Here is a 23,254-nt window from a genome sequence, read left to right as displayed (position 1 = left end):
TCGATGAGAGCATCTTTCTCCCCGTCACTATACGGGGAGAAATGCCCGGCAGGGCAATGAGGGGCGGCGCAAACCTCAGCTTAAAAGTCGCAGCCGCTCCCCCCTCAAATTCCCTAGATGAACTGCACCTGGACGATCTCATACCCCCTGGCACCGCCAGGCGCATTGACCTCGATGGCGTCGCCGACTTCCTTGCCGATGAGCGCACGCGCGATCGGCGAGGAGATCGAAATGCGGCCGGACTTCACGTCCGCCTCCTGGTCGCCGACGATCCGGTAGGTCTTCTTTTCCTCGGTATCCTCGTCGACCAGCACCACGGTGGCGCCGAACTTGATCTTGTCGCCGCTGAGCTTGCTGACGTCGATCACCTCGGCCCGCGCGATATAATCTTCAAGCTCGTTGACGCGGCCCTCGTTGAGGCTCTGCGCCTCTTTGGCGGCATGATATTCGGCATTTTCGGACAGGTCGCCATGCGAGCGCGCTTCGGAGATCGCCTCGATGATGCGCGGCCGCTCTTCCTGCTGGCGCCAGCGCAGTTCTTCCTTCAATGACGCGAACCCCTCGCCTGTCATCGGGACCTTGTTCATGATGCCTGACCTTTCCTGCTGCCACCCCCGCGTTTCGGGGAAAGCCTTGTCGATGGTACAAAAAGAAAACGGGTCCGGCAGCCTCGGGCTAACGGAACCGTTTCACCGCAATTTCCCTGAATATAGCAATCTTCGCGGGTTTTTCACGCCCAAAAATCGGTTTTGTAAAAATCATCCCCGCATTCATCAGCCGGGGGCGGTGAATGAGACTGGGGGCAACAAAAGCGGCCGCGATCGCTCGCGGCCGCTTAAAAGAGCCCTGGAATCTTTTCAGCTTCGCATAAAATGGTCGATCTGCTCGGCCAGCATGCCGTATTCGCGCGAACCCTTGCCGGTCCGCTTCTCGATTTCCATCAGCTGTTGCTGGGCGCCGGCCAGATCGCCGATCTGCAGATGCGCTTCGCCGAGATATTCACGCACCAGCGTGTAGTCCGGATCGATGCGCAGCGCTTCCTCGTAATAGCCGAGGCCGACTGTGACGCGGCCGGAATGGCGGTGCGAATAGCCGAGATAGTTGAGGATGCGCGGATCCTGCTTGTTGGCGGCAAGGCTGAGCACGGCGATCGCCTCGTCATAGCGCCCGGCCATCGCCAACGCATGGCCGGCATCATAGATGCTGTCGTCGTCGAGCATGCCCTCCTGGGGTGCGACGCACTTTTTCTTCTTCTTATCCCAGACTTCGCCCTTCTTGCATTGGGTGACGGTCTGATCGCTGCCGCCACTGTCACCGCCGGCGGCGAACACCGGAACGGCAAGGAACTGCAGCGCGACAAGGGCAGTCGCCGCCTGGATCAGCACTCTTTTATGCATCGAAACCTCCTGGAGGGGTGAGAATGCAACACTAACGCCGGTCGGCTTGCGTTTCATCCCGGAAAATTACGTGCGGGAGAACATCAGGTGACGGATGCTGCGAATCCGCTATCATCCGGCAAACGACCTGAGGGAGACGGCCCTTGCAGCGGCGGCTTGAAAAGGACTGGGAGCTTTCGATCGGCCCCGACACGGTGCGCTTGTTCATCCTCAAGGCCAAGGCGCTGAGTGCGGCCGTCAATGAAGACTATGCAGATGGCGCCGAGCACGAGGTCGAACTCGACGGCGAGTCCCATGTCAACCATCACCATGACGGCCTTGCCGAGGAAAGCTCGGAGAATCTGACCGAGGAAGAGCTGCGCGAGCTGATAAACGACCTCAATGTCGATGAAGCAGCCGAGCTGATCGCGCTGGCCTGGGTCGGTCGCGGCGACTACGACGCCACCGAATGGGCGGACGCGCTGGCGGCAGCGCGCGAACGCGCCAACAAGCGCACCGCGAAATACCTGCTCGGCATGCCGCTGCTCGCCGACTGGCTGGAGGAAGGGCTGGAAGCGATCGGTGCGTAACGACGCGGTTACCGTTCGTGATGGGGCCAAGGCAACTTTCCTCGCGTCGGCGCCGTTGACGGCGATGGGGTCGATTGTCTTTTCCCGAATATGCAGGATCGCGTTCGTCATGGCCGTCACGGTCTTGCTGGTGATGCCGGCCGAGGCGAGACATCGCCATCGGCATCACGAGCCGTTGACACCGAGGATAGAGCAGCCGTTGACACCAAGAGCCGAACAGTCCCTTAAACCGCGAGGCGGAAAGCGCCTGAAACCACGAAGACACCGGTCGGTGACGCCGAAGCAGGCACAGCAGAAAACGCTGCCGCCGCTACCCTTGCCTGCCGATGTGCCGATGCCCAGACCCGGCATTTCGGGATCCGGACCCGCCATTCCAGTGCCGGAACCACGCCCGGCGGACGCTGCGAACACCGCCGGCGCGCCCGACCGTTCCAATGAAGAAAAATCCCGCCAGGAAAAGCAGGCACTTCCCGAGCCGCCGGCTCCCGAACCCTCAGCCGATACGGAAAGCGAACCGGAGCCGCCCGCGGTCGCGCCAACGCCGACACCAAAACCCGACATCGCGGAGCCCGAGGCTCAGCCGCCCAACATTGGCCCGCAGCCGTCGCAAAAGCCGGCCGATGCAGACGACGAGAAGATGCTGCCAGACCCGCGCTCGGCCGACATGCCCGATGAAAAAATGCCGGCCGAGGAAGTCGCATGCCGCGAACGGCTGAAGATGCTCGGCGTCGAATTCGAAGAACACAAGGCGGAAAGCCAGGCCGAAATCGGCTGTTCGATCCCCTATCCCATCGTGCTGAAGACCCTTGGAAAGTCCGTCGCCATCGGCCCCGCCACCGAGCTCAACTGCAAGATGGCCGAGGCAATGGCGCGTTTTGCCGCCGATGTCATCCAGCCGGCTGCGAAAGCCGAATTCGGTGCGGACCTGAAATCGATCGGCCAGGCGTCGGCTTTTGTCTGCCGGCCACGCAACGGCACACGAAAACTGTCGGAACACGCGTTCGGCAACGCACTCGACATCGCCAGCTTCACGCTGTCGGACGGCAAGAAGATCGAGGTCGGCCCAGCGCCGCCGGAGAAAGACGCTAAATTCCTCAATGCCGTGCGCAAGGCGGCCTGCGGACCTTTCAAGACGGTGCTCGGTCCGGGCGCCGATCCTGATCATTCCCTGCATTTCCATCTCGATCTCGAACCGCGCCGGCACGGCGGGACGTTCTGCCAGTGAACATGGCTGATCCAGCCGCGTGCCGCAATTCGGCCGCAGGCATGAACGCGGGCGCTGAGTTTTCCTTTACCCTTGATCGTTAAAATGCCGGATATCCATCAACGGGATTCCGCCAATGGCCGGCAAATTTCGGGCCGTGTTTTTCGCCACCGCGCGCCAGTCAAAATATCCAGCAATGCTGACCGCCGGCCTGGCGCTGGCGGCGCTTTCCGCCTGCAACACCGGCAGTGTGCTGTCGCTGGAGCCGGCCGTCGACGTCGGCGCGCAGACGGCTGCCGTGCCGCAATATGCCGGCATGCAGAAGCTTGTCCCTTCCAATCCGTACATGACGCAGGCCGCTTATCCGCGCATGGACGAGCCGATGTCGCCCGTCGAGCAGATGCCGGCCAGCGAAACCGACTGCCGGCAGCAATTGAAGCGCCTCGATGTCGCCTACACCGACCTGGCGCCGATCCATGAAGGCCAGTGCGGCATCGATTATCCGGTCAAGGTTTCGGCCATCGGCAACATCCAGATGAAACCCGCCGCGACCCTCACCTGCGACATGGCCGCCACCTTTGCCGGCTGGACGAAGAACGAGCTCGTCCCCTCCGCCCGCTGGCGTTATTTCTCCGGTGTCAAGACCATCCACCAGGGCTCCAGCTATTCCTGCCGCAGGATTGCCGGCGAAGGTGTACTGTCCGAGCACGGCAAGGGCAATGCGCTCGACGTCATGAGCATCGAACTCAACAATGGCGACGACATCGACGTGCGCAAGCCCGGCCTGTTCGCCTTCCGCACCCGGGGCTTCCTCAACAATGTACGCGCCGACGGCTGCCAGTATTTCACCACCGTGCTCGGCCCCGGCTACAATTACGACCACCGCAACCATTTCCATTTCGACATCAAGAACCGCAAGAACGGTTATCGCGCCTGCCGTTAGAAAGAGATCAGCCTAGTCGGCGCCACCGGTTGAAGCGGCGATTTGCCGTGCGACCAAGTCCTGGATGCGCCAGAGATTCCGGTCGCGGATGCCGCTCTCTTCAAGCTTGCTCACGGTCCTGAACAAATACTGCGCCGAAGAGCCCCAATGACCGGCAGCCCGTGCCAGAGTGTCGGCAACCTGCTCCAATGGCAACCGGCCGGCATAGGCCCTGCCATCCGGCGCCGCGACGAAGGCCAAGGCATGCAGCGGCCCGTCCTTGGTCTTGACCTTTATCCAGCATGGCACGTTGGTTGGCGGGTTGGCATCGATCTCGCGGCGCATCAACTGGCCGAGTTGCCCGAAATGGTCTTCCGCGGGCAGCCGATAGACGATGCCGTTGCAACTGCCGCCTCGATCGAGCGCCAGCATCAGGGCCGGCAAATCACGGGTTCCGCGCCAGCGGGTCAGCTTCAGGCAAAACGAGCGGTGCCATCCCGGCGCCGTGGCCGGGCGCTGCTCGACATGGGCGAATTCGGGGTTCCAGATCAACGACCCGTAGGCAAAGACCCAAAGCGTGTCGGGACGATGCTGCGAAAGCAGCTTTTCGACCAGGCCATCGAACTCCGCATCGGTGTGCTCGCTGGTTCCGGGCTCTGGCCCGGGATCAGGCTCGACACGCTCAACTTGCGCGACAAGCTCGGCGGTCAACGCCATTGGCTTGCGGCCTGCCAGCTTCCGCTCCATTGCTGCCCCCACGAAGAAACGATGGCCCACGATAAAGCGGCGGCGCGCTGCTGGCCATTGATTTCCAGGGTCCCTCGGGCAAAAGATACCGCACGGATCGGGCGGCGTTCATGAGCCAGCGAAGTTTTCGGCGACGCGTTGCAATCTGGGTGGCGACCTTGCTGGCCGCCTATCTGGCGCTCGCCTATTTCGCCGCACCGGAATTCTGGACGTTTCACGATCGCGGCTTTCGCAAGCACAGCTTCGAGATGGTGACGCACACGCCGCAAGGCATTCCGGGCGATCCCATCAATGTCGGTCTTGTCGGTACGCGAAAGGAAGTAGTCCACGCCTTCGCCATCGCCGGCTGGGACACCGCCGACGCCGTGACCCTGAAGACCGCGATCGAAATCGGTGAAAGCGTGCTGTTCGACCACCCCTACCCCGATGCGCCGGTCAGCAGGCTGCTGTTCGATGGCCGCGCCCAGGATCTCGCCTTCGAAAAGCCGGAGGGCCTCAGCGCCGACCGCCGGCATCATGTGCGCTTCTGGCAGACCGAGGCAAGCGGCGACGATGGCCGGCCGCTGTGGCTGGGCTCGGCCAGCTTCGATCGCGGCGTCGGCCTCAGCCACGACACCGGCGCCGTCACCCACCATATCGGCCCCGACATCGACGCCGAGCGCGATTTCCTGGTGCGCGACCTGGCCACCGCCGGCACGCTGATCTCGACCAGCGACATATCGGGCGTCGGCGCCACCAGTACGGGCCGCAATGGCGGCGGCGATCCCTATTTCACGGACGGCGAGGCGATTGTCGGCATGTTGAAGCAGCTGCCATGACCCATCGCAAAAGTCAGTTCGTGGTGATCACGATCTTGCCGAACGGCCCTTTCTCCAGATGCTGCAAGGCCTGTGGCACCTCGTCGAAGCCAAAGACCTTGTCGATGACCGGCTTGATCGCCAGCGCCTCGATCGCCTGATTCATACGTTCGAAGGCGCGGCGATGGCCGACCGACAGGCCCTGCACGGTGATGCGGTTGCGCATGAAGGGCACGATAGGGAAGCTGAGCTCCATCGCGCCCAGCAGGCCGATGATCGACAGCCGGCCGTCGGCGGCCAGCGCGTTCAGCGATCGCCGTCCATTGTCGCCGCCGACCATTTCCAGCACGTGGTTGACGCCCAGCCCATTCGTCAGCTCACGCGCGGCCTCGTCCCAGGCCGGTTGCGTGCGGTAGTTGATCCCTTGCCAGGCGCCGAGCTTTCTTGCCCGCTCAAGCTTTTCGTCGCTGCTTGAGGTGACGATGGCGCGCAGGCCGAACGCGGTGGCGAACTGCAGCGCAAACAGCGACACGCCGCCGGTGCCCTGGATCAGAATGGTCTGGCCCGGCACCGGTCTGGTCGCTTCGGCCATGGCGAACCAGGCCGTCAGCGCCGCGATCGGCAATGTCGCGGCCTCGATGTCGCCGAGCGATGGCGGCGCCAGCACCGCGGCGTCCTCGCCGAAGATGACATGATCGGAAAGCATGCCCGACAGCGACGACCCCAGCGTGTGCTTATGCAGCACTGGCGGTGCGTCGCCATCCGGCCAATCGGCGATCACCTGGCCGAGCACGCGCTGGCCGACCTGAAAGCGGCTGACCGCACTGCCGACGGCCACCACTTCACCCACCGCGTCGGATGTCGGCACGAAGGGAAAGGCAAGATCGGGGACCAGCACGCCGTCTACGATCATCTTGTCCTTGTAGTTGAGCGACACGGCCTTGGTCCGCACCAGCAAATCGTGCGGCCCTGGCTCGGGTACCTTGCCTTCCACCTGGCTTAGCCTCGACAGGCCAAAACCGCTCATCTGCCAGGATCTGTTGATTGGGGTGCTCATGTCGCGTCGCGCTCCGTGCGTTGATGCAGGCGAGACATTTATGCCTTTCGACTATAGAAAATAGTGCTTTCGTGCGGTATAATTTGACACTGATTGCGGACTAAAAGTCGACAATAGGAAATCGCCATGGAAACGGCCGACCTGCAAGGCATCGTCGCGTTCGTTCAGGCGGTGGAGGCCGGCAGCTTCACCAGCGCCGGCGAGCGGCTGCATGTGACGAAGTCGGCGATCGGCAAATCGATCGCGCAGCTGGAGCAGAGACTCGGCGTTCGCTTGCTGAACCGCACCACCCGCAGCCTCAGTCCGACCAGCGAAGGCGTCAGCTATTATGAAGCTTGCGTCCGGGCCCTTGCCGAGATCGAAGCCGCACAGTCGCTGCTTGCCTCGCGCCGGCAGGTCCCGTCTGGCCGGCTTCGGATCGACGTGCCGCTGGCCTTCGGCCGACGCTGCGTGGCCCCCGTGCTGTTCGAGATTTCGAGGGAATTTCCGGACCTGACGGTGGAAGTCTCCTTCAATGACCGCCGCGTCGACCTGATCGAGGAGGGCATCGACCTGGCGATCCGCATGGGCGAACTCGACGACAGCCTGTCGCTTGCGGCCAGGCGCCTCTACGCCCAGCGCTCGGCCATATGCGCGGCTCCCGACTATCTCGACAGGCATGGCCGGCCGCAATCGGTCGAGGATCTCGCCGATCACAGCGTCATTGGCTACGGTCGCGAGGGCATCGTCCGTCCCTGGGTGATCAGGCATTCCGACGGCCATCTCGCAACCTTCATGCCCAAGGCGCGACTCGTTCTCGGCCATGGCGAACCGATGCTGGATGCAGCGCTCGCCGGCTGCGGCATCGCCTTCCTGCCGACATGGCTGGCCGCCGACAGCCTCAAAAGCGGCGATCTCGAAATGGTGCTGTCGGACTGCCTGGTCGAGAACATCGTCGTGCATGCCGTCTGGCCGGTAACGCGCGCGCTCACGCCAAAGGTACGGGTTGTCGTCGACGCCCTCGTCGAACATTTTTCGACGCCGCCCTGGGATGCCGCGTGACCGAAATGCCGGTCATTTCTCAAAAATCACGTCAGACTATTTTCGAAGACCGCGCCGCAATGCTATTGACCGCTCATGTTATACGTAGAAATCGCTATCGTGGTCGTCCTCATCTGTGTGAACGGCCTTCTGTCGATGTCCGAACTTGCCATCGTCTCGTCGCGACCGGCCCGGCTGAAAGCGATGATCGACCGCGGCATCAATGGCGCCGGCCGCGCGCTCGAGCTTGGCTCGAATCCCGGCAAGTTCCTCTCCTCGGTGCAGATCGGCATCACCCTGGTCGGCGTCCTCTCCGGCGCCTTTTCCGGCGCCACGCTCGGCGAACGGCTGGCGCAGTTCCTGGCCTCGACCGGCATCCGCGAGACCGTCGCCGATCCGCTCGGCGTCGGCATCGTCGTCGCCATCATCACCTATTTCTCGCTGATCGTCGGCGAGCTGGTGCCCAAGCAGATTGCCTTGCGCGACCCAGAGCGGGTCGCCGCCAGGGTCGCTCCGGCAATGACCATCCTCGCCACCATCTCGGCGCCGCTGGTCTTCCTGCTCGACTTCTCCGGCCGCACCATATTGTGGCTGCTCGGCCAGCGCGGCGAAAGCGAGGAGAAGGTCACCGATGAGGAGATCAAGATGCTGGTCGCCGAGGCCGAGCATCACGGCACCATCGAATCCGACGAGCGGCGCATGATCGCCGGCGTCATGCGGCTTGGCGACCGCGCCGTGCGCGCGGTGATGACGCCGCGCACCGAGGTCGACTGGATCAATCTGCAATCCGACGAGGCGGCCATCCGCAAGCTGCTCATGGAAACCCAGCATTCGCGCCTGCCGGCAGGTGACGGCGGCGTCGATGTCATGATCGGCGTCGTCCAGACGCGTGACGTGCTGGCGGCGTTGCTTGCCGGCCGCGTGCTCGACCCGCGCAGGCATGTTCGCGCAGCCCCCATCGTCTACGACCAGGCCGACGCGCTGGATGTGCTGCAGAAGCTGAAGGAATCCGACGTGCCGATGGCGCTGGTGCATGACGAATACGGCCATTTCGAAGGCATCGTCACCCCGGCCGACATCCTCGAAGCCATCACCGGCGTGTTCCGCGCGGACACAGACGCCGGCGACGAGGAGAACGCGGTCAAGCGCGAGGACGGCTCGTGGCTGCTCGCCGGCTACATGCAGGCCGACGAGATGGCCGACATTCTCGGCATCGACCTGCCGGAAAACCGCGATTACGAAACCGTCGCCGGTTATGTGCTGTCGCACATGCACCATCTGCCGGCGACTGGCGAATGCGTCGACGCGCAGGGCTGGCGCTTCGAGGTGGTCGATCTCGACGGCCGCCGCATCGACAAGCTGATCGCCACCCGCCTGCCCGGCGCCCACCGCGAGGCGGTGCGCTGACATGTTCGAATGTCAGCTTTTGACCGGTTAGCTGACGCCGCCCTCTGCCAGAGGTCGAACTGGTTTCAACAAACCGAAGAAGCCAATGATGCGCGTTATCCGTTTCTGCTCCTCATCTAGAAAAGCGATGTCCAGGCCCTCGGGTAAAGACGAACCGTCAGGCATCACAAACTTCCACGCGAAGCGCGCGACGCCGTGATGAACATCCACGTTGCTGGTCCGCAGAATGCAGGCACCAGGATGCTTGCTCTGAATTCCTGCAATGTGGGCTAGCAGTTCTTTGGCACCAACAGCGTGAACGGTTGGATCTGTATACGTCGCGCCATCGCTCAAGACCGATAGCAGCGACGCCCGCCGCTTCTCGGCGTTTTCGGTGGACCACGATGCACAATACTTATCAATGAGATGCGTCAAAGGCATGCTACTTCCCTGTCGCCAGAAAATGCGAGAGCGCGGCGAAATCATCGTGCAAGTGGCCCGCCGCTATGGCCCGTTTGAATATCGCATCATAACCATCGACTATTGAACGGTCGATTCCGCGGAACTGCATCAACTCCAACAGATGCTGCATTGCGCCGTGGTGCGCCGAGATCGACGAGAGCGTTTCGTTATCGCTGGCAAATCGGCCAGCGCTCGTCCGCTTGATGAGGTCGGTCACCAGGCCGTCAATGACCGGCGCCGTCGCGGACCACTGCCGCGCCAGTTCACCCAGTTCGATCTCTTCGGCCTGCGACACGGCGATCGCATGGAGCGTCCCGAACAGAGCGCCCCACATGATAGCCAGTAGTGCGCTATCGAGCGCGTTCGCACGCCCTGGTTCTTCGCCAACATGCTGGACATTGCCACCCAAGGCGCGAAACACATCGCGGTTCGTGTCGAAAGCCTCCCTTGGCCCGGCAAGCAGGATGGTCCCGGCGTCCGTGCCGATATAATCCGGCGTCGCCATGATCGCGCCATCAAGGTAGTTTGCGCCGTGCTTCGTACACCATTCAGCGGCTTCCCGTGCGCCACTCGGCGTCCCCGAAGTCAACTCCACGATCAGCTTGCCGCGAATGGCTGAGGCGATGGCGTCACTGTGGAGAAGCGCTTTTGTCGCCTCATAGTCGCTGACATTCACAATGATGATCTCGCCTGCGTTCACGGCTTCCTCCACGGAGGACGCGGCGATTGCGCCCAGCCTGGCGAGTGGATCGGTCTTCTGTCTGGTTCTGTTCCAGACAGTCGTCGGATATCCCGACTGAAGCAGGCTGCCGGCGAGCGCCGAGCCCATACGGCCCGTTCCAATGACCGTGATTGAAAGCTTCATTCCACACTCCATATCAATTGGCGGCGTCAGACCGCGTTTTGCTGTGATCGTCTTGAGAGGTATGTCAAAACGAGCGGCGCGCGATACGCACCCGGGCGTAAGTGGTCACCAGAAGGTAAGGAACGCGCGATGAACAATTCCGCGGACAATGGCTTTGCAGCGGCCGTCAGAATGGTCGAAGGAAAGTGGAAAGTAGATATCCTTTGCGAGCTCGGAACGGCGTCGCGCAGATTTGGTCGATTGAAACAGGCGCTTTCTGGCATCAGTGAAAAGATGCTGGCGCAACAATTGCGAGAACTGGAGGCCGACGGCCTTGTCGACCGTAAAGTCTTTTCCGTGGTTCCAGCGAAGGTAGTCTATTCGCTGACAGAACGCGGCGCGGCGCTCAACGCAGCAGCAGGTTCACTATGTCTGTGGGCCGAGCAATTCGGCCTGCCCGGCTGCACTCAGATTGCCAATGGCGTACATATGGATGCCCTCTGATGCATGTCGCCCAAAGCGACCTCGGTTTGGGAGAACGACATGCATAAAAACGAGGACCTAAAACGGGTCGCCTGAACCCGTTCGTACGGGACACGCTTCAGGGGTGCGACGCGCTCGATGTCCTGTCGAGATTAAAGGCGTTCCGATGGTGCTGGTCCATGACGAGTACTACCGTTTCGCACCGCCACAACGGCCGGCATTCTCCCATCACCGGGCTCCGTCGCCGGCTATGTGCTGGCGCACATGCATCATGCCGGCGACTGGCGAATGCGTCGACGCGCAGGGCTGGCGCTTCGAGGTGGCGATCTCGACGGCCGCCGCATCCCGCCTGGCAGGCGCCCATCGCGAGGCGGTGCGCTGACGCCCGAGCAATTGCGGCATTCGCTCTATCGTTCCCAGAAGGACTTGGCGATCTCTCCCTCGACCTGCTCTATCGTCAGGCCGATATCGTCGATCAGATGCGGATTGTCCTTCGACATCTGCCTGAGTTGCCAGCGAAAGCGTATCCGTTCGCGCCAGGTCCGATCGTGCCAGCTCGCTATGATGCTTCGCAGGGTCTTCAGGAGCCGGCGCGATGCCGGCCGCACGGGCGTTCCCGGTCGCGCTGCACAACGCTGGGCTGATGCAAGTGTATTGGTCATGGCAACCTCCATATGGTTTGAGGGCCTAGGGCTCTCGATGAGGTTGAATTCTGCAGGATACGGACGGCGCCGTAATTAAGCCCTCCCAAATAGTTCTCAAAACTTCCAAACGAGCTAGAGCAGTTCACCGGTTCACGGAACCGGTAACCTACTCTAACCCTTTGTTTTGACGCAATTCCGAACAGAAAACCGATTCACACTTTTCCTGGAATTGCTCTATAGATGCGTCTATGGGATCGCGTTTTGCCTTTGGTCCGTTCGTGCTTGATCCGGGTGCGGGAACGCTGCTTCGGAACGACGTCCCCGTTGCCGTTGGCTATCGCGGGCTGAGCCTGCTTGCAGCACTCGTCGGGCGGCCCGGTGAAATCTTGGGAAAGGCCGAGTTGATGGACGCTGCATGGCCGGGCACGGCCGTGGAGGAAGGCAACCTCACCGTCCAGATCGCGCAGTTGCGCAAGCTGCTTGGTCCTGTCGGCGAGAACGGCGAATGGATATCCACCGTTCCGCGCGTCGGCTACCGTTTCACGGGGGCCGTCGAACAGCTCGGCCAGGCCAAGCGAAAACCCTTGCCGCTGCCCGACAAACCATCGATAGCCGTGCTGCCCTTCGTAAATTTCAGCAACGATCCCGAGCAGGATTCCTTCGTGGACGGGTTGACCGAAGACCTGATCACCGACCTGTCCAGGATCTCCGGCCTGTTCGTCATCGCCCGCAACTCGACCTTTGCCTACAAGGGAAAAGCGATGGACGTGCGCGAGATCGCCGGGGACCTTGGCGTGCGCTACCTGCTGGAAGGCAGCGCAAGACGCGCCGCGGGGCGCGTGCGCATCAACGCACAGCTGGTTGACGCGGTGAGCGGCGATCATCTGTGGGCGGAACGCTTCGATCGCGGCCTGGACGACATCTTTGCCGTTCAGGACGAGGTGACGGCCAAGATCGTGGAGGCATTGCTTGGCCGTCTGCGCACGCTGCCGCCGCGCAACCGGCCCAGCAATCTCGAGGCTTACGATCTCTGCGTGCGGGCGCGCAAGCTGATCGACGACTCGCCGCAGATGGCGCAGGAAGCGCATCTGATGCTGACGCGCGCGGTGTCGCTCGATCCCGGATACGCCGAGCCCTATCGCTGGCTTGCCATGAACCACTGGATGGGACAGGTGCATTGGGGCGGACCAACCGAAGCTGCCCGCAGCGTTGCCTTGGAGCTGGCGCGCAAGGCTGTGGCGATCGATCCCAACGATGCTGGCTGTCGCTGGATCCTGGCCTACCTGCTTGCCTATGAGCGCAGCTTCGCCGAGGCGGATGCCGAATTCGCCAAGGCGATCGAGCTCGACCCGAACGAGGCCGACACCTGGGCTGCATTGTCCGACATCGCGGTTCTGGCCGGCCGGGTCGAAGAGGGCCTTGAGCACATTCGCAAGGCGTTCCGGCTGAACCCGTTTCCGGCGAGCTGGTACTATCTGACGCTCGGCCAGGCGCAATATGCGGCGCGCGACTATCAAGCCGCTATCGAGACGTTGCGCCGTGACGAGACCTATCGCACAAGCTCACGCCGTTTCCTGGCGGCAAGCCTGGCGCAACTCGGCCGGCTGGATGAGGCGCGCGCGGAGGCCGAGCTGTTTCTCGTCGGCAACCCGCATTTCACAACCCATCACTGGGCGACGACCGAGCCATTCCGCGACGCCGCTACGCTCGAGCATTTCGTCGATGGTTTTCGCAAGGCCGGTCTTCCGGAGTGACGCGCCGGCATCCGGCCTGCCCGTGGCAAAGGCGAAGTGGTGCGCTAACCCGGATCTAGGCATGGGCATGATCTCGGTGGCGCGAGACCTTCTCGCGGTTACCGCAGGTGCGCATGCTGCACCAGCGCCGCTTGCCGCCTCGCGACGTATCGAGGAAAAGCCAGCCACAGCGAGGGCAGGAATGCAGCCTGTCGCGCGGCAGGGTGAAGAACGCTTCGATGGACAGCATGGCCAGCAAGGCGGTGACGGCATCCGGGTCCCGCCACCGGGCAAGGGCAAGCTTCGGTCTGGTGCGATCCAGCTCGATAGAGCCGGCGGCAAGCGAGCTTGCCGTGCGCGAGAATAACACGCCTAGAGCAATTCCAGGAAAAGTGTGAAGCGGTTTTCCGTCCGGGATTGCGTCAAAACAAAGAGTTAGAGCAGCTCGCCGTTTCCGTGAAACGGTGAAATGATCTAGCGGTTCGACCGCGGACGGTTTGCCGGCGGCGATTGACTCGAAAACCTGAAATGACGCCTCCCGCACTTCGCGGACCCGTTCCACGAACCGCCCATCCGCTATCTCGGCGACGGCCTGCGCCTGGCGATCGTCGGCAAGCCCTGAGGCGTTGAACCAGTTCGCAACATCCCGGACGGACTTAAACAGTTCATTATCAGCTGCTGGCACCCGCCGGTCGAACACGGCGTTCGACAGGTCCAAAGCGGGATGCCCGCCTATGAAGTGATCCGGCACCCATTCGGTGTGTGCATGGCTCACGGAACATAACCTCATTACTTGCATTATACGGTTACAAGATGAATCACTATCACACCGATATACGGTGTCAAAGCCACCCCAGATCGGCGCGGAACCCCTGGGAGAGAGAGGATGTGCAGCAATCGTTACAAGACCCGCCACGAAACCATCAATGTCGACGGCCTCGACATCTTCTACCGTCATGCCGGCGATCCCGGCAGACCGGCAATCCTGCTGCTGCACGGATATCCGACTTCGTCGCACGTCTATCGCAATGTCATCGAACCGCTGGCGGAGACAGCCTATGTGGTGGCGCCGGATCTGCCCGGTTTCGGCTTTTCGTCCGCCCCTTCCATCGATGCTTATGACTACACGTTCGAGAACCTGGCCAACACGATAGAAGCCTTCATCGAGGCCCTCGGCCTCCAGCGATTCTTCCTCTACATCACTGACTTCGGCACGCCCGTCGGCTATCATCTCGCCACACGGCGGCCGGATCGCATCCTCGGCCTGATCGCGCAGGACAGCAACGCTCATGACGAGGGGCTGGGACCGGAATGGGACGCGCCGAAGGCGTTCTTCGCCGAACCGACTGAAGAAAACCGCGCCAAACTGCCGGACTGGATGAATTTCGAGGGGACCCGGAACCAATATATCGGCGGTCTCCCCGAGCGTCTGAAGGTGTTGTTTCCGCCCGAGGGTTGGTATCTCGATACGGAGCGTCTGGCGAGGCCCGGCAACACCGACATTCAGTTCGAACTCTTCACCGATTATGGCTCGCACATCGCCCGCTTCCCGGCCATCCAGGCCTATCTCCGCGACCAACAGCCAGCATGCCTCGTGCTGTGGGGACGGCACGACGCCTTCTTCGCGCTGGACGAGATCATGGCCTACAGCCGCGACCTCGACGCAGTCGAAATCCATGTCTTTGAGAGCGGACACATGCTTCTCGAAACGCATCATCGCCAATGCGCGGCTCTCATCGCTCACTTCATCCACGAGGTGGAGACTGGGGTATTTCGCGAACCTGCCGGGCGCTGAACGTCGGCGCTCAAACCGCCACTTCGATGGGCTCGGCAAGCCTGGGATTGGCCCGCGCGGCGATCAGGCAGCCGGCGACGATCAGGCACGCTCCGGTCAAGGTGGTCCAGGTCGCCTCCTCGCCGAAGAAGAACCAGCCGAGCGCGACCGCCCAGATAAAGGCCGAGTATTCCGTCGGGATCAGATATTGCGCTTCGGCGCGGGCGTAGGACCAGCTCATCAGGAACTGCCCGGCAAGCGACAGCACCGTCACCCCGGCCAAAGGAAGCCAAAGATTGCTCGGTAGGGCGACGGCAAGCCAGGGTGCTGCGAGGCCGAGGAGGATGGCAACGCAAAGGTTCTGGAACAGCATGATCTCGATGGGCTTGGCCAACTGCGCCTGTTGCCGGGCGAGGATCAGATTGTAGCCGTAGAACACCGTCGACACGAGCACCGCTGCCGTGCCGAGCATGGCATCTTGCGAATAGTCTGCCTTCCCGAACTGGCCGGCCATGATGATGGCGACACCGGCAATGCCGGCCAAAGATGCCCACACAGCCTGGCGCCGGATCCGTTCGCCCAGCAGCAGCGCGGCGAGAAACAGGGCAAACAAGGGCGCCACGAAACTGAGCCCGATCGCCTCCGCGAGCGGCAGCCTGGCCAAGCCCCAGAAGAAGGATATCAGGACGATGCCGACAATCGCGGCACGCAGCGCATGCAGCCTCAGCACCGGAACGGTTGGCGTTAGGCGCGGTCCCGCCAACCAGGCCGCGCCCGCGACCACGGTCGCGACCATGCTGCGCCACAGCAAGGTGTTGTAGACGCCGACCGCGATGACCAGGATCTTCATCGCCGCATCCATCCCGGACAGCAGGAAGATCGCAAGCGCGCAAACGAGCACCGGGATCATCGGGGAAACGGCGCCGGTCAGGCTGGATGTCTTCACGGCTTCACTCATGTGACGGATTGCAGCCGGATATATCAGGCCACAGGGCGCGACCAGATGGCAGTCCCGTCGATGTAGCAGTCCAACCCCGATTGGCGTCGTGTTCGCGGCTATCGCCATATCAGGGTATCAGCACCACCTTCCCGGTCGACCGGCGCTCATCCAGCAACCGGTGCGCTTCGCCGGCCTGGTCGAGCCGGAATCGGCCGCCGATCGTGACCTGCAGCCGGCCGCTTGCCGCCATTTGGAACAGTTCGGACAGGCTGGCTTTCAGCACATCGGCAGACAGCAGCGGCAGCAGCGCGAAACCCCTGAGTGACTGGTTGCGGCCGATCAACTGCTCCAGATCGGACGCAGCGAGCCCAAAGCGCCCGAGCGCAGCAAACACCAGTTCGCCGCCAGGCGCCAAGGCCTCAAGCAAGGCAGCGGTCAGCGCACCGCCGACTGTGTCGTAGATGATGTTGGCGCCCTCCCCGCCGGTGAGGTCGCGGACGCGAGCGGGCCAGTCCGGCTTGGTATAGTCGACTGCGGCATCGGCGCCGAGCGACAAGACGAAATCCAGCTTTGCCTTGCCGCCGGCGGCTGCGATCACCTGGCGTGCGCCCTTCAGCCTAGCCAGTTGGACAAGCAGCGTTCCCACACCGCCCGATGCGGCCGGCACCAGCACCGCCTTGTCATCGGGCGGGCTTTGCCGAAGCAGATGAAGGGCCGTCAGCCCCTGCACCATCAGCGCCGTGGCAGCCTCGAACGGCAGCGCATCCGGCAGCGGCACGACGAGATCGGCTGACATCGTCACCTGCTCCGCATAGCCGCTGTGGGGACGCTGCGACATGAACAAAGGCGCGGCCACGCGGCGACCCAGCAATTGTGCATCCACGCCTTGCCCGACGGCCTCGACGACACCCGCCGCCTCGACGCCCGGGATCATCGGCAGTTGCGGCGTCACCGCGTAGCGGTTCGCGCGCATCAGCACTTCGAAGAAGTTGATCCCGGCGGCGTGGACACGGATCAGCACCTCGCCGGACTGCGGCACCGGCGCCGGCAGATCGACCACCTCCAGCACCTCGGGACCACCGAAGCGGCTGAGTTGAATGGCTTTCATGGCAAACTCCGATAGCACTGGCATCGGCAGCGGTTTGCCACTATCTGCGGAGCCTCGACTACACACTCATTTGTCCCCTGCTGACCAGGAGGTGACCATGCCAGATCCCAAGAGAATGCCGATCAAAAGACTGCCGATGCTGCCGGCGGAACGGGCGCTGAAAGTGATCGCGGGTCGCTGGAAGGCGGTTATCCTCTACCATCTCTTCGATGGTCCCCGGCGCCTGTCGGCGCTCAAGACGCTGATGCCGGGCATCACCCAGAAAGTGCTGATCCAGCAGCTGCGCGAAATGGAAGAGCACGGCCTGGTCAGCCGTGAAATCTTCGCCGAAGTGCCATCGCGCGTCGAATATTCGGCGACGCGCCTCGGCCTCAGCCTCGAGCCGATCCTGCTGGCGCTCTGCCAATGGGGCCAGCACCACGCCGACGAGTTGAACGAGACGAACCGCCTCGCAGACTGCATCATACGGCCGAGGCAGGCGACGCATGCACAAATGGCATAAATCGAATTGACGGGGCGACGCGGGCTGCCCGTCGCAGGTTGTCGATGTCCACAGAACGGATCGAAAAAATGCGCCGCATAGCTTCAGGCGATCTTTATCAGACCTACGATCTTGGTGACTTGCGCATCACCTCCTTGCGCGATGGCTATGTCGACATGCCGATCGGACGGCTTCGGCAACGCGGCGACAAGCCATTTGGCGATGAATTGCCGCAACAAGTCGCGTTGGTTGGTGGTCAACTCAGGCTTTCCGTCAATGCCTTCGCGATTGACGATGGAAACGGGATCATCTTGATCGATACCGGCGCCTCGAACGCCTGGCATCCCACCATGGGCCGACTTCCCGAGGCGCTGGACGAAGCTGGCATCGATGCAGGACGAGTCCGTACCGTCTGCTTCACCCACACGCATCTCGACCACATCCATGGTCTTGTGCTTGCCGACGGCCGCGACGCTTTCCCGCGCCTGGCGCGCTTGCTCGTTCCCGGGGAAGAACTCGGCTTTTTTCGCGCCGAAGCGCGGCTCGAACGATTTCACGGCATGGCGGAACCCTTCGAAGCCGGAGACCGTATCGGGACACATGTCGACATTGTCGGCGCTCATGGCCATGAAGCGGGACACAGCTGCTTTCGTGTTTCTGCCGGCGGCGAACGCATTCTGATCTGGGGCGACACCGTTCACGTCCCATCGCTTCAGTTCGATCGACCTGAGGTGACATGGGAATTCGACGCCGATCAGGACCAGGCGCGCGAAAGCCGGTTGCGGTTGCTGGCGCTTGCAGCCGACGATCATTGTTTCGTCGCCGGCGCGCATCTGGATTCGCCCGGCATCGGCCGCGTCGTCCGATCCGGCGCCAGCTTTCAATTCGAGCCGCTATAATTGAAAAAGGGCGGCGCAAGCGCCGCCCCGGATCCTTGGGAGGATAATTCGAATTGGCGGTCAGGCCGCCTTGACTTCCTCGGCAACGGCGTCGGCCTGACGCGCTGCCTTGAGCACCTTGGCCCACCACGCAACATCGTTGACCAGCGCGGTGGCGGCCTGGTTCAGATGCTCGAGGTCTTCCAGCTTCTTCTCGCCCTGGCGGACGGCGAGGAAATCGCCCCAGGCGATATGGACGGCCGACTTGACCGGCGCCATCTGCAATTCGACGGCATACAGTCTAAGCTGTTCGACGGCACGCGAGCCGCCGACGCTGCCATAACCGACGAAGCCGGCCGGCTTCTTGTTCCATTCATTGGCGGCGTAGTCGATGGCGTTCTTCAGCACGGCCGTCGGGCCATGATTGTATTCGGCGGCGGTGAAGATGAAGCCGTCGAATTCGGCGACCTTCTTCTGCCAGCGCTGTGCCACTTCGTTCTGCGACGGCGCCCAGGCGGAGGATGCGACCTCGTCGAAGAACGGCAGCGGGAAGTCGCGCAGGTCGACGATCTCGACATCGATGTCGGCGTGCGACTTGGCGATCTTGGCGATCCACTGGGTTGGCACATCGGCGAAACGAGCGGCGCGCGTCGATCCGACGACGATAGCAATTTTGGGTTTGGACATAAGGGCTCTCCTTGCACGAAGTACTGGTATCATTTGGATACCTGCGCTATATGAGATACTGCAAACGCGATGCACAAGAAGGCACTTTTTTGTTACCGAGGCACCCACACCGCACCGAGGACTGCCGCGCCATCTCGGAAATCCTGCAGCGCGTCGGCGACAAATGGACCGTTCTGGTCGTCGGCAAGCTGGGCGACGGACCGCTGCGTTTCAACGAATTGCGTGCTGCCGTCGGCGGCATCTCGCAGAAGATGCTGACCACCACCTTGCGCGGGCTGGAGCGTGACGGCTTCGTCACCCGCACCGTGTTTCCAACCATTCCGCCGCGCGTCGATTATGAGCTGACCGAACTCGGCCACGAGCTGCTGATCCCCGTCAGCGCACTGAGCGAATGGGCGCGTGCGAACACCATGCGCGTCAAGGCGGCGCGCGAAAAATTCGACGACGCCCGCGTCTGAAACCCTTGCGCTGCAAGGGTTTCAGACCCGCACGCAACATCCGGCTTGCCTGATCGGAAATTCTATCTCGGCTGCGCGGATCGTTGCCCGAATGCACGCGCCGTTTTGGCTGGTGGATTCCCGCTCATGCCGTCCGCTGACGGCTGCCGCTCAGGCTCCTGATGTGCGGACATCGCATCGCGCGGCGGCACAGGTATCACACCGTGCGCCCTGCTCGCCGGGAGCCTGTTCCCCATGCGTGCAGGCACTGCGCGAGATATCTTCCTTCACCTCCGCGTAAGCGGTCACGCCGAGCAGGCATGTCGTCGCCACCAGGGCTGCCACGAGCCAACCGTTCAGCAGATGTTGACGCATTGTCTCTCCTCCGATTGCAGCAGGATCGGGCATGGAGGCAACCGGCGGATGTCGCGAAACGGGTCCGCTACATGGCCCCTGTTACAAACGGCCATCCCCGGCTCGCTCTACCTGATCCCAGCTATGTCGGCGTCAACCGATCCATGGCAGACTGGTACGATCGGCTGGGTATTTTCCGCCCCGGCTGCTACCGGTGAAAGCCGCCATTCGCGTCGAGGTTCATGTCGTACAAGGAATATCCCGCCATCGACCTGCCCCCATCGGAAGCACTGCTGCCGAGCCCGCTGCTTGTCGTCGAGGACGAGCCGATGATGCAGGTGCGGTTGCGCTCGATCCTGAAGGGCCTTGGCTATGCTCAGGAGGAGCTGTTTTTCGCCGGGTCGATCGCGCAGGCCAGGACCCTGCTCGTCGACCAGCCTTTGCCATGGCGCTGGTCGATGTCGGCCTGCCCGATGGCAACGGCATCGACCTTATCGGCTCCCTGCACGAGCATGACGCGGCGCTGCCGATCCTCGTCATCTCGGCCTGGAGCAACGAAAACACCATCCTCGAGGCCCTACGTGCCGGCGCGACCGGCTACCTCCTGAAGGAGCGCGACGACATCGAGCTTTCGCTTTCGATCCGCAGCACCATCCGCGGCGGCGCGCCGATCGATCCCTTCATCGCCCGGCGCATCCTGGAACTGGTGTCGGCGCCGGCGCCGACCGGGCGTGCCCGTCCTTCCACCGACAGGCCGGGGCGCGGCAAGCCCGCGCTTGCGCCGCCGCCTCCCTTGACGCCGCGCGAGATCGAGATCCTCAACCTCGTTGCCAAGGGGCTTACCAATCGAGAGATTTCGGGAGTCCTTTCCCTCTCCAGGCTCACGGTCGAATGCCACATTCGCAACATCTACAAGAAGCTGTCGGTCAAATCCCGGACGGAAGCGATCTTCGAGGCGCGGTCGCAAGGCTTCTTGCCCTGATATTCCTGCTCCTCGTGCCGGGCGGCATCGCCTTTGCCGCCGGCGGGGCCGTGCCGTTCAAGACGATCGAGGCCGTGAGATCCGGCTGGGACGCCGCCGCGCCGCCGGCCACCGGCTGGACCAGCGTGACCTTGCCCGACGACTGGACGACGCGCTGGCCCGGTTTCGACGGCGTGGTCTGGTATCGCCTCACCTTCGACAGGCCCGACGCGGCCGAACCGCTGGGCCTCGCGCTGAACTACTGGACACTGGCCGGATCGATCTCGGTCAACGGCGCGGAACTCGGCCGCGACGAATTCCTCGTCGAGCCGTTGACGCGCTCATGGAACGTGCCCCGCTACTGGCAGCTCGCGGCCCCGGTTCTGCATGCCGGCACCAACACGCTGCTGATCAGGGTCTCGGGCCTGGCGCCATACCAGCCAGGCCTTGGTCCGGTCCTGATCGGCCCGCCTTCGGCGACGCGTGCTCATTTTGTCCAGCAATTCTGGATTCGCCGCGAGCTGCCGGTCTTCTATCTCGGCGTCACCGCGGCGCTTGGCACCTTCTTTTTCGTCGTCTGGCTGCTGCGCCGAAGCCTGAAGGCCTATGGCTGGTTCGCCCTGATGACGATTGCGTGGTTTTGCTATTCGCTCAATTTCGTGGTGACGAGCCCTTGGCCGTTCGGGGCGACCGACACATGGCAGCGTTTCATCATGCTCTCCTTCATGGTCATGGCCGCCGCCTTCGTGCTGTTTGTCATCCGCTTTGCCGAGCGCCGCTTTCCCCAAGGGGAAGCCGTGCTATGGACCGCGCTGGCGATCGGTGCCGCAGCCCTGTTTGCCACGCCGCATTCCCAGCTCGGCCCGATGCTCAACCTGCTGGCCTTGTCCTGGTCGCTGCTTTATATCGGCGCCTGTTTGCTGTCGATCGGCCTGACCTGGCGCAGCGCTCGCCTGGACCACATCGTCCTCCATATCGTCAACGCGTTCACCATCGTGGCCATCCTGCATGACCTGATGACATATCTCGGCATACTTCTTGGCAATGTCTACTACGTCACGCTGACATCCCAGTTCCAGATGGTCGGCATGGCGCTGGTGCTGGCCTGGAACTTCGTCGCCAACATGCGCCGCATCGAGGGGTTCAACGATGAGCTCACGGCCAAGATCGAAACCGCCAGGAAAGAACTCGCCCTCACGCTGCATCAGCAGCATGAGGTCATTCTGGCCAACACCAGGCTGGCCGAGCGCGTGTCCCTTTCGCACAATCTGCACGACGGCATGGGTGGCACCCTGGTCAATTCGATCGCCATGCTGGAACATGCGCCGCAGAACCTGCCGGCCGATCGCTTCCTGTCCGTCCTCAAGGAACTGCGCGACGAGTTGCGGGTGATCATCGACACCGCCGCCGACGACCAGACGGGCGGCCAGTCTCTGGCCGAGTGGATCGCACCGCTGCGCCGCCGCCACACGCTGGCATGTGAAAGCCGCGACATCGATTGCGTGTGGAACCTGACCGGGCTGGAGGACTGCCACCTGTCGCTCGCGCGAAGCCTCGATCTCGTCCGCATCCTGCAGGAGGGCCTGACCAACGTGCTCAAGCACAGCCAGGCAAGCTGCGTCGTCATCGACCTGCACCGGCGCGGCGAGACGCTGAGCCTGATGATCCACGACGACGGCGTCGGCTTCGATGCCGCCTCGGAGGCGCCCGTCCCGGGCACCGGCCTGCGCTCGATGCGGGCGCGGGCCGGACGGCTGGGCGGCACGCTCGAAACGCGGTCGCGGCACGGCGAAACCGTGCTGGCCCTGCGGGTGCCCGCCGACGCAATTCCAGGAATGGCATGAACGGTTTTCCGCTCGCACTCGCGTGAAAACGAGGAGATAGGCGGTTCGACATTGCCGCAGGCGACGAACCGCCTTGAGCCCCGGCATAGCTAGTTTCAACGATATCGCGAGCCGGGCTTTCGCGGGATGCTGCAGGCTGGAGAGATTCCAGCGCAATCGGGTTGTGCCGGACACGATGGGATTGACATGGGCCGGAAAGAAACCACTGAACTCATCAAGAAGGGTAAGGAAAAGATCCTGCGCCTGGGCGCCCCCCTTGCCGTCTCGCAACCGACGCATCGGGTGCCGTCACGCAATCTCACCCGCCCTCGGCAAGCTGACGGTCCACGCGTGGCCCTTCTGACCCGTCTTCTATGCGCGAGCGCGCTGGGGGCCGCCATGGCTGCACCGGTCGTGCTGACGTTCTCGCCATCTGTGGCACGGGCGGACGGCGGCGCGGGTGCTAGAGCGATTCCTATTTTGAGAGAATCGTAGGATTCCCAAAGCCGGATGTTTGTGATTCAAGATGCTGGCTGGATTGGAGGC

Annotated in this window: 27 protein-coding genes; 15 read left to right on the top strand and 12 right to left on the bottom strand. The window is 62.8% G+C overall.

The features are described from left to right. Positions 1-113: 113 nt before the first annotated feature. Both greA and NKJ37_RS24825 read right to left on the bottom strand, forming a co-directional pair. The gene (gene greA, locus NKJ37_RS24830) at positions 114-587 is read right to left on the bottom strand and encodes a transcription elongation factor GreA (RefSeq protein WP_013530066.1); all 474 of its coding nucleotides are present in this window, start codon (positions 585-587) and stop codon (positions 114-116) included. Positions 588-857: 270 nt separating this feature from the next. Beyond that, the gene (locus tag NKJ37_RS24825; RefSeq protein ID WP_023809744.1) at positions 858-1,397 is read right to left on the bottom strand and encodes a tetratricopeptide repeat protein; all 540 of its coding nucleotides are present in this window, start codon (positions 1,395-1,397) and stop codon (positions 858-860) included. 143 nt (positions 1,398-1,540) lie between these two features. On the opposite strand from NKJ37_RS24825, the gene NKJ37_RS24820 reads away from it, so the two are divergent. The 3 genes from NKJ37_RS24820 (at position 1,541) to NKJ37_RS24810 (ending at position 4,113) form a co-directional block, all read left to right on the top strand. Next, the gene (locus tag NKJ37_RS24820) at positions 1,541-1,966 is read left to right on the top strand and encodes a DUF3775 domain-containing protein (RefSeq protein WP_013530064.1); all 426 of its coding nucleotides are present in this window, start codon (positions 1,541-1,543) and stop codon (positions 1,964-1,966) included. 187 nt (positions 1,967-2,153) lie between these two features. After that, the gene (locus NKJ37_RS24815) at positions 2,154-3,191 is read left to right on the top strand and encodes an extensin-like domain-containing protein (protein WP_031212699.1); all 1,038 of its coding nucleotides are present in this window, start codon (positions 2,154-2,156) and stop codon (positions 3,189-3,191) included. A 115-nt stretch (positions 3,192-3,306) separates the two neighbouring features. Continuing rightward, positions 3,307-4,113 (top strand): extensin-like domain-containing protein, encoded by an 807-nt coding sequence (locus NKJ37_RS24810; RefSeq protein ID WP_128303802.1) that lies wholly within the window; start codon positions 3,307-3,309, stop codon positions 4,111-4,113. 12 nt (positions 4,114-4,125) lie between these two features. On the opposite strand, the gene NKJ37_RS24805 is transcribed toward NKJ37_RS24810, so the two are convergent. Next, positions 4,126-4,839 carry a gamma-glutamylcyclotransferase gene (locus NKJ37_RS24805; RefSeq protein WP_023809747.1) on the bottom strand — a complete coding sequence of 238 codons (714 nt, stop codon included), beginning with the start codon at positions 4,837-4,839 and terminating at the stop codon, positions 4,126-4,128. A gap of 110 nt (positions 4,840-4,949) precedes the next feature. Between NKJ37_RS24805 and NKJ37_RS24800 the strand changes: the two genes are divergently transcribed. Then, the gene (locus NKJ37_RS24800) at positions 4,950-5,657 is read left to right on the top strand and encodes an LssY C-terminal domain-containing protein (protein WP_023809748.1); all 708 of its coding nucleotides are present in this window, start codon (positions 4,950-4,952) and stop codon (positions 5,655-5,657) included. A gap of 13 nt (positions 5,658-5,670) precedes the next feature. On the opposite strand, the gene NKJ37_RS24795 is transcribed toward NKJ37_RS24800, so the two are convergent. After that, positions 5,671-6,693 (bottom strand): zinc-dependent alcohol dehydrogenase family protein, encoded by a 1,023-nt coding sequence (locus NKJ37_RS24795; protein WP_352775368.1) that lies wholly within the window; start codon positions 6,691-6,693, stop codon positions 5,671-5,673. Positions 6,694-6,819: 126 nt separating this feature from the next. Here NKJ37_RS24795 and NKJ37_RS24790 point away from each other — a divergent pair, with 126 nt between their 5' ends. Then, on the top strand, positions 6,820-7,734 hold the full coding sequence (locus tag NKJ37_RS24790) for a LysR family transcriptional regulator (RefSeq protein ID WP_023809750.1): 915 nt from the start codon (positions 6,820-6,822) through the stop codon (positions 7,732-7,734). A 75-nt stretch (positions 7,735-7,809) separates the two neighbouring features. Beyond that, positions 7,810-9,120, top strand: coding sequence for a hemolysin family protein (locus tag NKJ37_RS24785; RefSeq protein ID WP_023809751.1), 1,311 nt, complete (start codon positions 7,810-7,812; stop codon positions 9,118-9,120). A gap of 27 nt (positions 9,121-9,147) precedes the next feature. Here NKJ37_RS24785 and NKJ37_RS24780 read toward each other — a convergent pair whose 3' ends face one another. Beyond that, complete coding sequence (locus tag NKJ37_RS24780) at positions 9,148-9,540, bottom strand: hypothetical protein (RefSeq protein ID WP_023809752.1); 393 nt, start codon at positions 9,538-9,540, stop codon at positions 9,148-9,150. Position 9,541: 1 nt separating this feature from the next. Next, positions 9,542-10,426, bottom strand: a complete 885-nt coding sequence (locus tag NKJ37_RS24775) for an NAD(P)-dependent oxidoreductase (protein WP_023809753.1) — start codon at positions 10,424-10,426, stop codon at positions 9,542-9,544. A 129-nt stretch (positions 10,427-10,555) separates the two neighbouring features. Here NKJ37_RS24775 and NKJ37_RS24770 point away from each other — a divergent pair, with 129 nt between their 5' ends. Both NKJ37_RS24770 and NKJ37_RS24765 read left to right on the top strand, forming a co-directional pair. Continuing rightward, a complete protein-coding gene (locus NKJ37_RS24770) occupies positions 10,556-10,909 on the top strand; it encodes a winged helix-turn-helix transcriptional regulator (protein WP_128309195.1) in 354 nt (117 codons plus the stop codon). A gap of 145 nt (positions 10,910-11,054) precedes the next feature. Further along, positions 11,055-11,270, top strand: a complete 216-nt coding sequence (locus NKJ37_RS24765) for a hypothetical protein (RefSeq protein ID WP_352775363.1) — start codon at positions 11,055-11,057, stop codon at positions 11,268-11,270. 25 nt (positions 11,271-11,295) lie between these two features. Here the strand turns inward: NKJ37_RS24765 and NKJ37_RS24760 are convergent, their stop codons facing one another. Then, the gene (locus NKJ37_RS24760) at positions 11,296-11,550 is read right to left on the bottom strand and encodes a DUF1127 domain-containing protein (RefSeq protein ID WP_023809755.1); all 255 of its coding nucleotides are present in this window, start codon (positions 11,548-11,550) and stop codon (positions 11,296-11,298) included. A 230-nt stretch (positions 11,551-11,780) separates the two neighbouring features. Between NKJ37_RS24760 and NKJ37_RS24755 the strand changes: the two genes are divergently transcribed. Next, positions 11,781-13,286: a winged helix-turn-helix domain-containing tetratricopeptide repeat protein gene (locus NKJ37_RS24755; protein ID WP_023809756.1), complete on the top strand. Its 1,506-nt coding sequence runs from the start codon at positions 11,781-11,783 to the stop codon at positions 13,284-13,286. A 55-nt stretch (positions 13,287-13,341) separates the two neighbouring features. On the opposite strand, the gene NKJ37_RS24750 is transcribed toward NKJ37_RS24755, so the two are convergent. Further along, positions 13,342-14,040: a CGNR zinc finger domain-containing protein gene (locus NKJ37_RS24750; protein ID WP_032908926.1), complete on the bottom strand. Its 699-nt coding sequence runs from the start codon at positions 14,038-14,040 to the stop codon at positions 13,342-13,344. A gap of 111 nt (positions 14,041-14,151) precedes the next feature. On the opposite strand from NKJ37_RS24750, the gene NKJ37_RS24745 reads away from it, so the two are divergent. Then, positions 14,152-15,060 (top strand): alpha/beta fold hydrolase, encoded by a 909-nt coding sequence (locus NKJ37_RS24745; RefSeq protein WP_128303794.1) that lies wholly within the window; start codon positions 14,152-14,154, stop codon positions 15,058-15,060. 10 nt (positions 15,061-15,070) lie between these two features. Here the strand turns inward: NKJ37_RS24745 and NKJ37_RS24740 are convergent, their stop codons facing one another. Continuing rightward, positions 15,071-15,997 carry a DMT family transporter gene (locus tag NKJ37_RS24740; protein WP_023809759.1) on the bottom strand — a complete coding sequence of 309 codons (927 nt, stop codon included), beginning with the start codon at positions 15,995-15,997 and terminating at the stop codon, positions 15,071-15,073. A gap of 109 nt (positions 15,998-16,106) precedes the next feature. Continuing rightward, the gene (locus NKJ37_RS24735; RefSeq protein WP_352775360.1) at positions 16,107-17,087 is read right to left on the bottom strand and encodes a quinone oxidoreductase family protein; all 981 of its coding nucleotides are present in this window, start codon (positions 17,085-17,087) and stop codon (positions 16,107-16,109) included. A 97-nt stretch (positions 17,088-17,184) separates the two neighbouring features. Between NKJ37_RS24735 and NKJ37_RS24730 the strand changes: the two genes are divergently transcribed. Further along, complete coding sequence (locus tag NKJ37_RS24730; RefSeq protein ID WP_023809761.1) at positions 17,185-17,589, top strand: winged helix-turn-helix transcriptional regulator; 405 nt, start codon at positions 17,185-17,187, stop codon at positions 17,587-17,589. Beyond that, on the top strand, positions 17,493-18,467 hold the full coding sequence (locus NKJ37_RS24725) for an MBL fold metallo-hydrolase (RefSeq protein ID WP_352689277.1): 975 nt from the start codon (positions 17,493-17,495) through the stop codon (positions 18,465-18,467). The genes NKJ37_RS24730 and NKJ37_RS24725 overlap by 97 nt, the downstream gene beginning before the upstream one ends. A gap of 60 nt (positions 18,468-18,527) precedes the next feature. Here NKJ37_RS24725 and NKJ37_RS24720 read toward each other — a convergent pair whose 3' ends face one another. Then, entirely contained in the window at positions 18,528-19,133 is a 606-nt protein-coding gene (locus tag NKJ37_RS24720; RefSeq protein ID WP_023809763.1) for an NADPH-dependent FMN reductase, read from the bottom strand. Positions 19,134-19,222: 89 nt separating this feature from the next. On the opposite strand from NKJ37_RS24720, the gene NKJ37_RS24715 reads away from it, so the two are divergent. Then, positions 19,223-19,591, top strand: coding sequence for a winged helix-turn-helix transcriptional regulator (locus tag NKJ37_RS24715; protein ID WP_023809764.1), 369 nt, complete (start codon positions 19,223-19,225; stop codon positions 19,589-19,591). Positions 19,592-19,741: 150 nt separating this feature from the next. On the opposite strand, the gene NKJ37_RS24710 is transcribed toward NKJ37_RS24715, so the two are convergent. Then, a complete protein-coding gene (locus NKJ37_RS24710; protein WP_081734779.1) occupies positions 19,742-19,945 on the bottom strand; it encodes a hypothetical protein in 204 nt (67 codons plus the stop codon). 424 nt (positions 19,946-20,369) lie between these two features. On the opposite strand from NKJ37_RS24710, the gene NKJ37_RS24705 reads away from it, so the two are divergent. Then, the gene (locus tag NKJ37_RS24705) at positions 20,370-20,906 is read left to right on the top strand and encodes a LuxR C-terminal-related transcriptional regulator (protein WP_352775357.1); all 537 of its coding nucleotides are present in this window, start codon (positions 20,370-20,372) and stop codon (positions 20,904-20,906) included. 14 nt (positions 20,907-20,920) lie between these two features. Further along, on the top strand, positions 20,921-22,729 hold the full coding sequence (locus NKJ37_RS24700) for a sensor histidine kinase (RefSeq protein WP_352775354.1): 1,809 nt from the start codon (positions 20,921-20,923) through the stop codon (positions 22,727-22,729). Positions 22,730-23,254: the final 525 nt, after the last annotated feature.

Source organism: Mesorhizobium sp. M0140, from assembly GCF_040322475.1.
Taxonomy (GTDB): domain Bacteria; phylum Pseudomonadota; class Alphaproteobacteria; order Rhizobiales; family Rhizobiaceae; genus Mesorhizobium.
This window is presented reverse-complemented; position numbering and strand designations above follow the sequence as displayed.

Bases quoted from the DNA above. Each gene is read 5' to 3' on its own strand.
- greA (WP_013530066.1), bottom strand. From the start codon at position 587: ATGAACAAGGTCCCGATGACAGGCGAGGGGTTCGCGTCATTGAAGGAA.
- NKJ37_RS24825 (WP_023809744.1), bottom strand. From the start codon at position 1,397: ATGCATAAAAGAGTGCTGATCCAGGCGGCGACTGCCCTTGTCGCGCTG.
- NKJ37_RS24810 (WP_128303802.1), top strand. From the start codon at position 3,307: ATGGCCGGCAAATTTCGGGCCGTGTTTTTCGCCACCGCGCGCCAGTCA.
- NKJ37_RS24805 (WP_023809747.1), bottom strand. From the start codon at position 4,839: ATGGAGCGGAAGCTGGCAGGCCGCAAGCCAATGGCGTTGACCGCCGAG.
- NKJ37_RS24800 (WP_023809748.1), top strand. From the start codon at position 4,950: ATGAGCCAGCGAAGTTTTCGGCGACGCGTTGCAATCTGGGTGGCGACC.
- NKJ37_RS24795 (WP_352775368.1), bottom strand. From the start codon at position 6,693: ATGAGCACCCCAATCAACAGATCCTGGCAGATGAGCGGTTTTGGCCTG.
- NKJ37_RS24790 (WP_023809750.1), top strand. From the start codon at position 6,820: ATGGAAACGGCCGACCTGCAAGGCATCGTCGCGTTCGTTCAGGCGGTG.
- NKJ37_RS24785 (WP_023809751.1), top strand. From the start codon at position 7,810: ATGTTATACGTAGAAATCGCTATCGTGGTCGTCCTCATCTGTGTGAAC.
- NKJ37_RS24780 (WP_023809752.1), bottom strand. From the start codon at position 9,540: ATGCCTTTGACGCATCTCATTGATAAGTATTGTGCATCGTGGTCCACC.
- NKJ37_RS24775 (WP_023809753.1), bottom strand. From the start codon at position 10,426: ATGAAGCTTTCAATCACGGTCATTGGAACGGGCCGTATGGGCTCGGCG.
- NKJ37_RS24770 (WP_128309195.1), top strand. From the start codon at position 10,556: ATGAACAATTCCGCGGACAATGGCTTTGCAGCGGCCGTCAGAATGGTC.
- NKJ37_RS24765 (WP_352775363.1), top strand. From the start codon at position 11,055: ATGGTGCTGGTCCATGACGAGTACTACCGTTTCGCACCGCCACAACGG.
- NKJ37_RS24760 (WP_023809755.1), bottom strand. From the start codon at position 11,550: ATGACCAATACACTTGCATCAGCCCAGCGTTGTGCAGCGCGACCGGGA.
- NKJ37_RS24755 (WP_023809756.1), top strand. From the start codon at position 11,781: ATGGGATCGCGTTTTGCCTTTGGTCCGTTCGTGCTTGATCCGGGTGCG.
- NKJ37_RS24745 (WP_128303794.1), top strand. From the start codon at position 14,152: ATGTGCAGCAATCGTTACAAGACCCGCCACGAAACCATCAATGTCGAC.
- NKJ37_RS24740 (WP_023809759.1), bottom strand. From the start codon at position 15,997: ATGAGTGAAGCCGTGAAGACATCCAGCCTGACCGGCGCCGTTTCCCCG.
- NKJ37_RS24735 (WP_352775360.1), bottom strand. From the start codon at position 17,087: ATGAAAGCCATTCAACTCAGCCGCTTCGGTGGTCCCGAGGTGCTGGAG.
- NKJ37_RS24730 (WP_023809761.1), top strand. From the start codon at position 17,185: ATGCCAGATCCCAAGAGAATGCCGATCAAAAGACTGCCGATGCTGCCG.
- NKJ37_RS24725 (WP_352689277.1), top strand. From the start codon at position 17,493: ATGGGGCCAGCACCACGCCGACGAGTTGAACGAGACGAACCGCCTCGC.
- NKJ37_RS24720 (WP_023809763.1), bottom strand. From the start codon at position 19,133: ATGTCCAAACCCAAAATTGCTATCGTCGTCGGATCGACGCGCGCCGCT.
- NKJ37_RS24710 (WP_081734779.1), bottom strand. From the start codon at position 19,945: ATGCGTCAACATCTGCTGAACGGTTGGCTCGTGGCAGCCCTGGTGGCG.
- NKJ37_RS24705 (WP_352775357.1), top strand. From the start codon at position 20,370: ATGGCGCTGGTCGATGTCGGCCTGCCCGATGGCAACGGCATCGACCTT.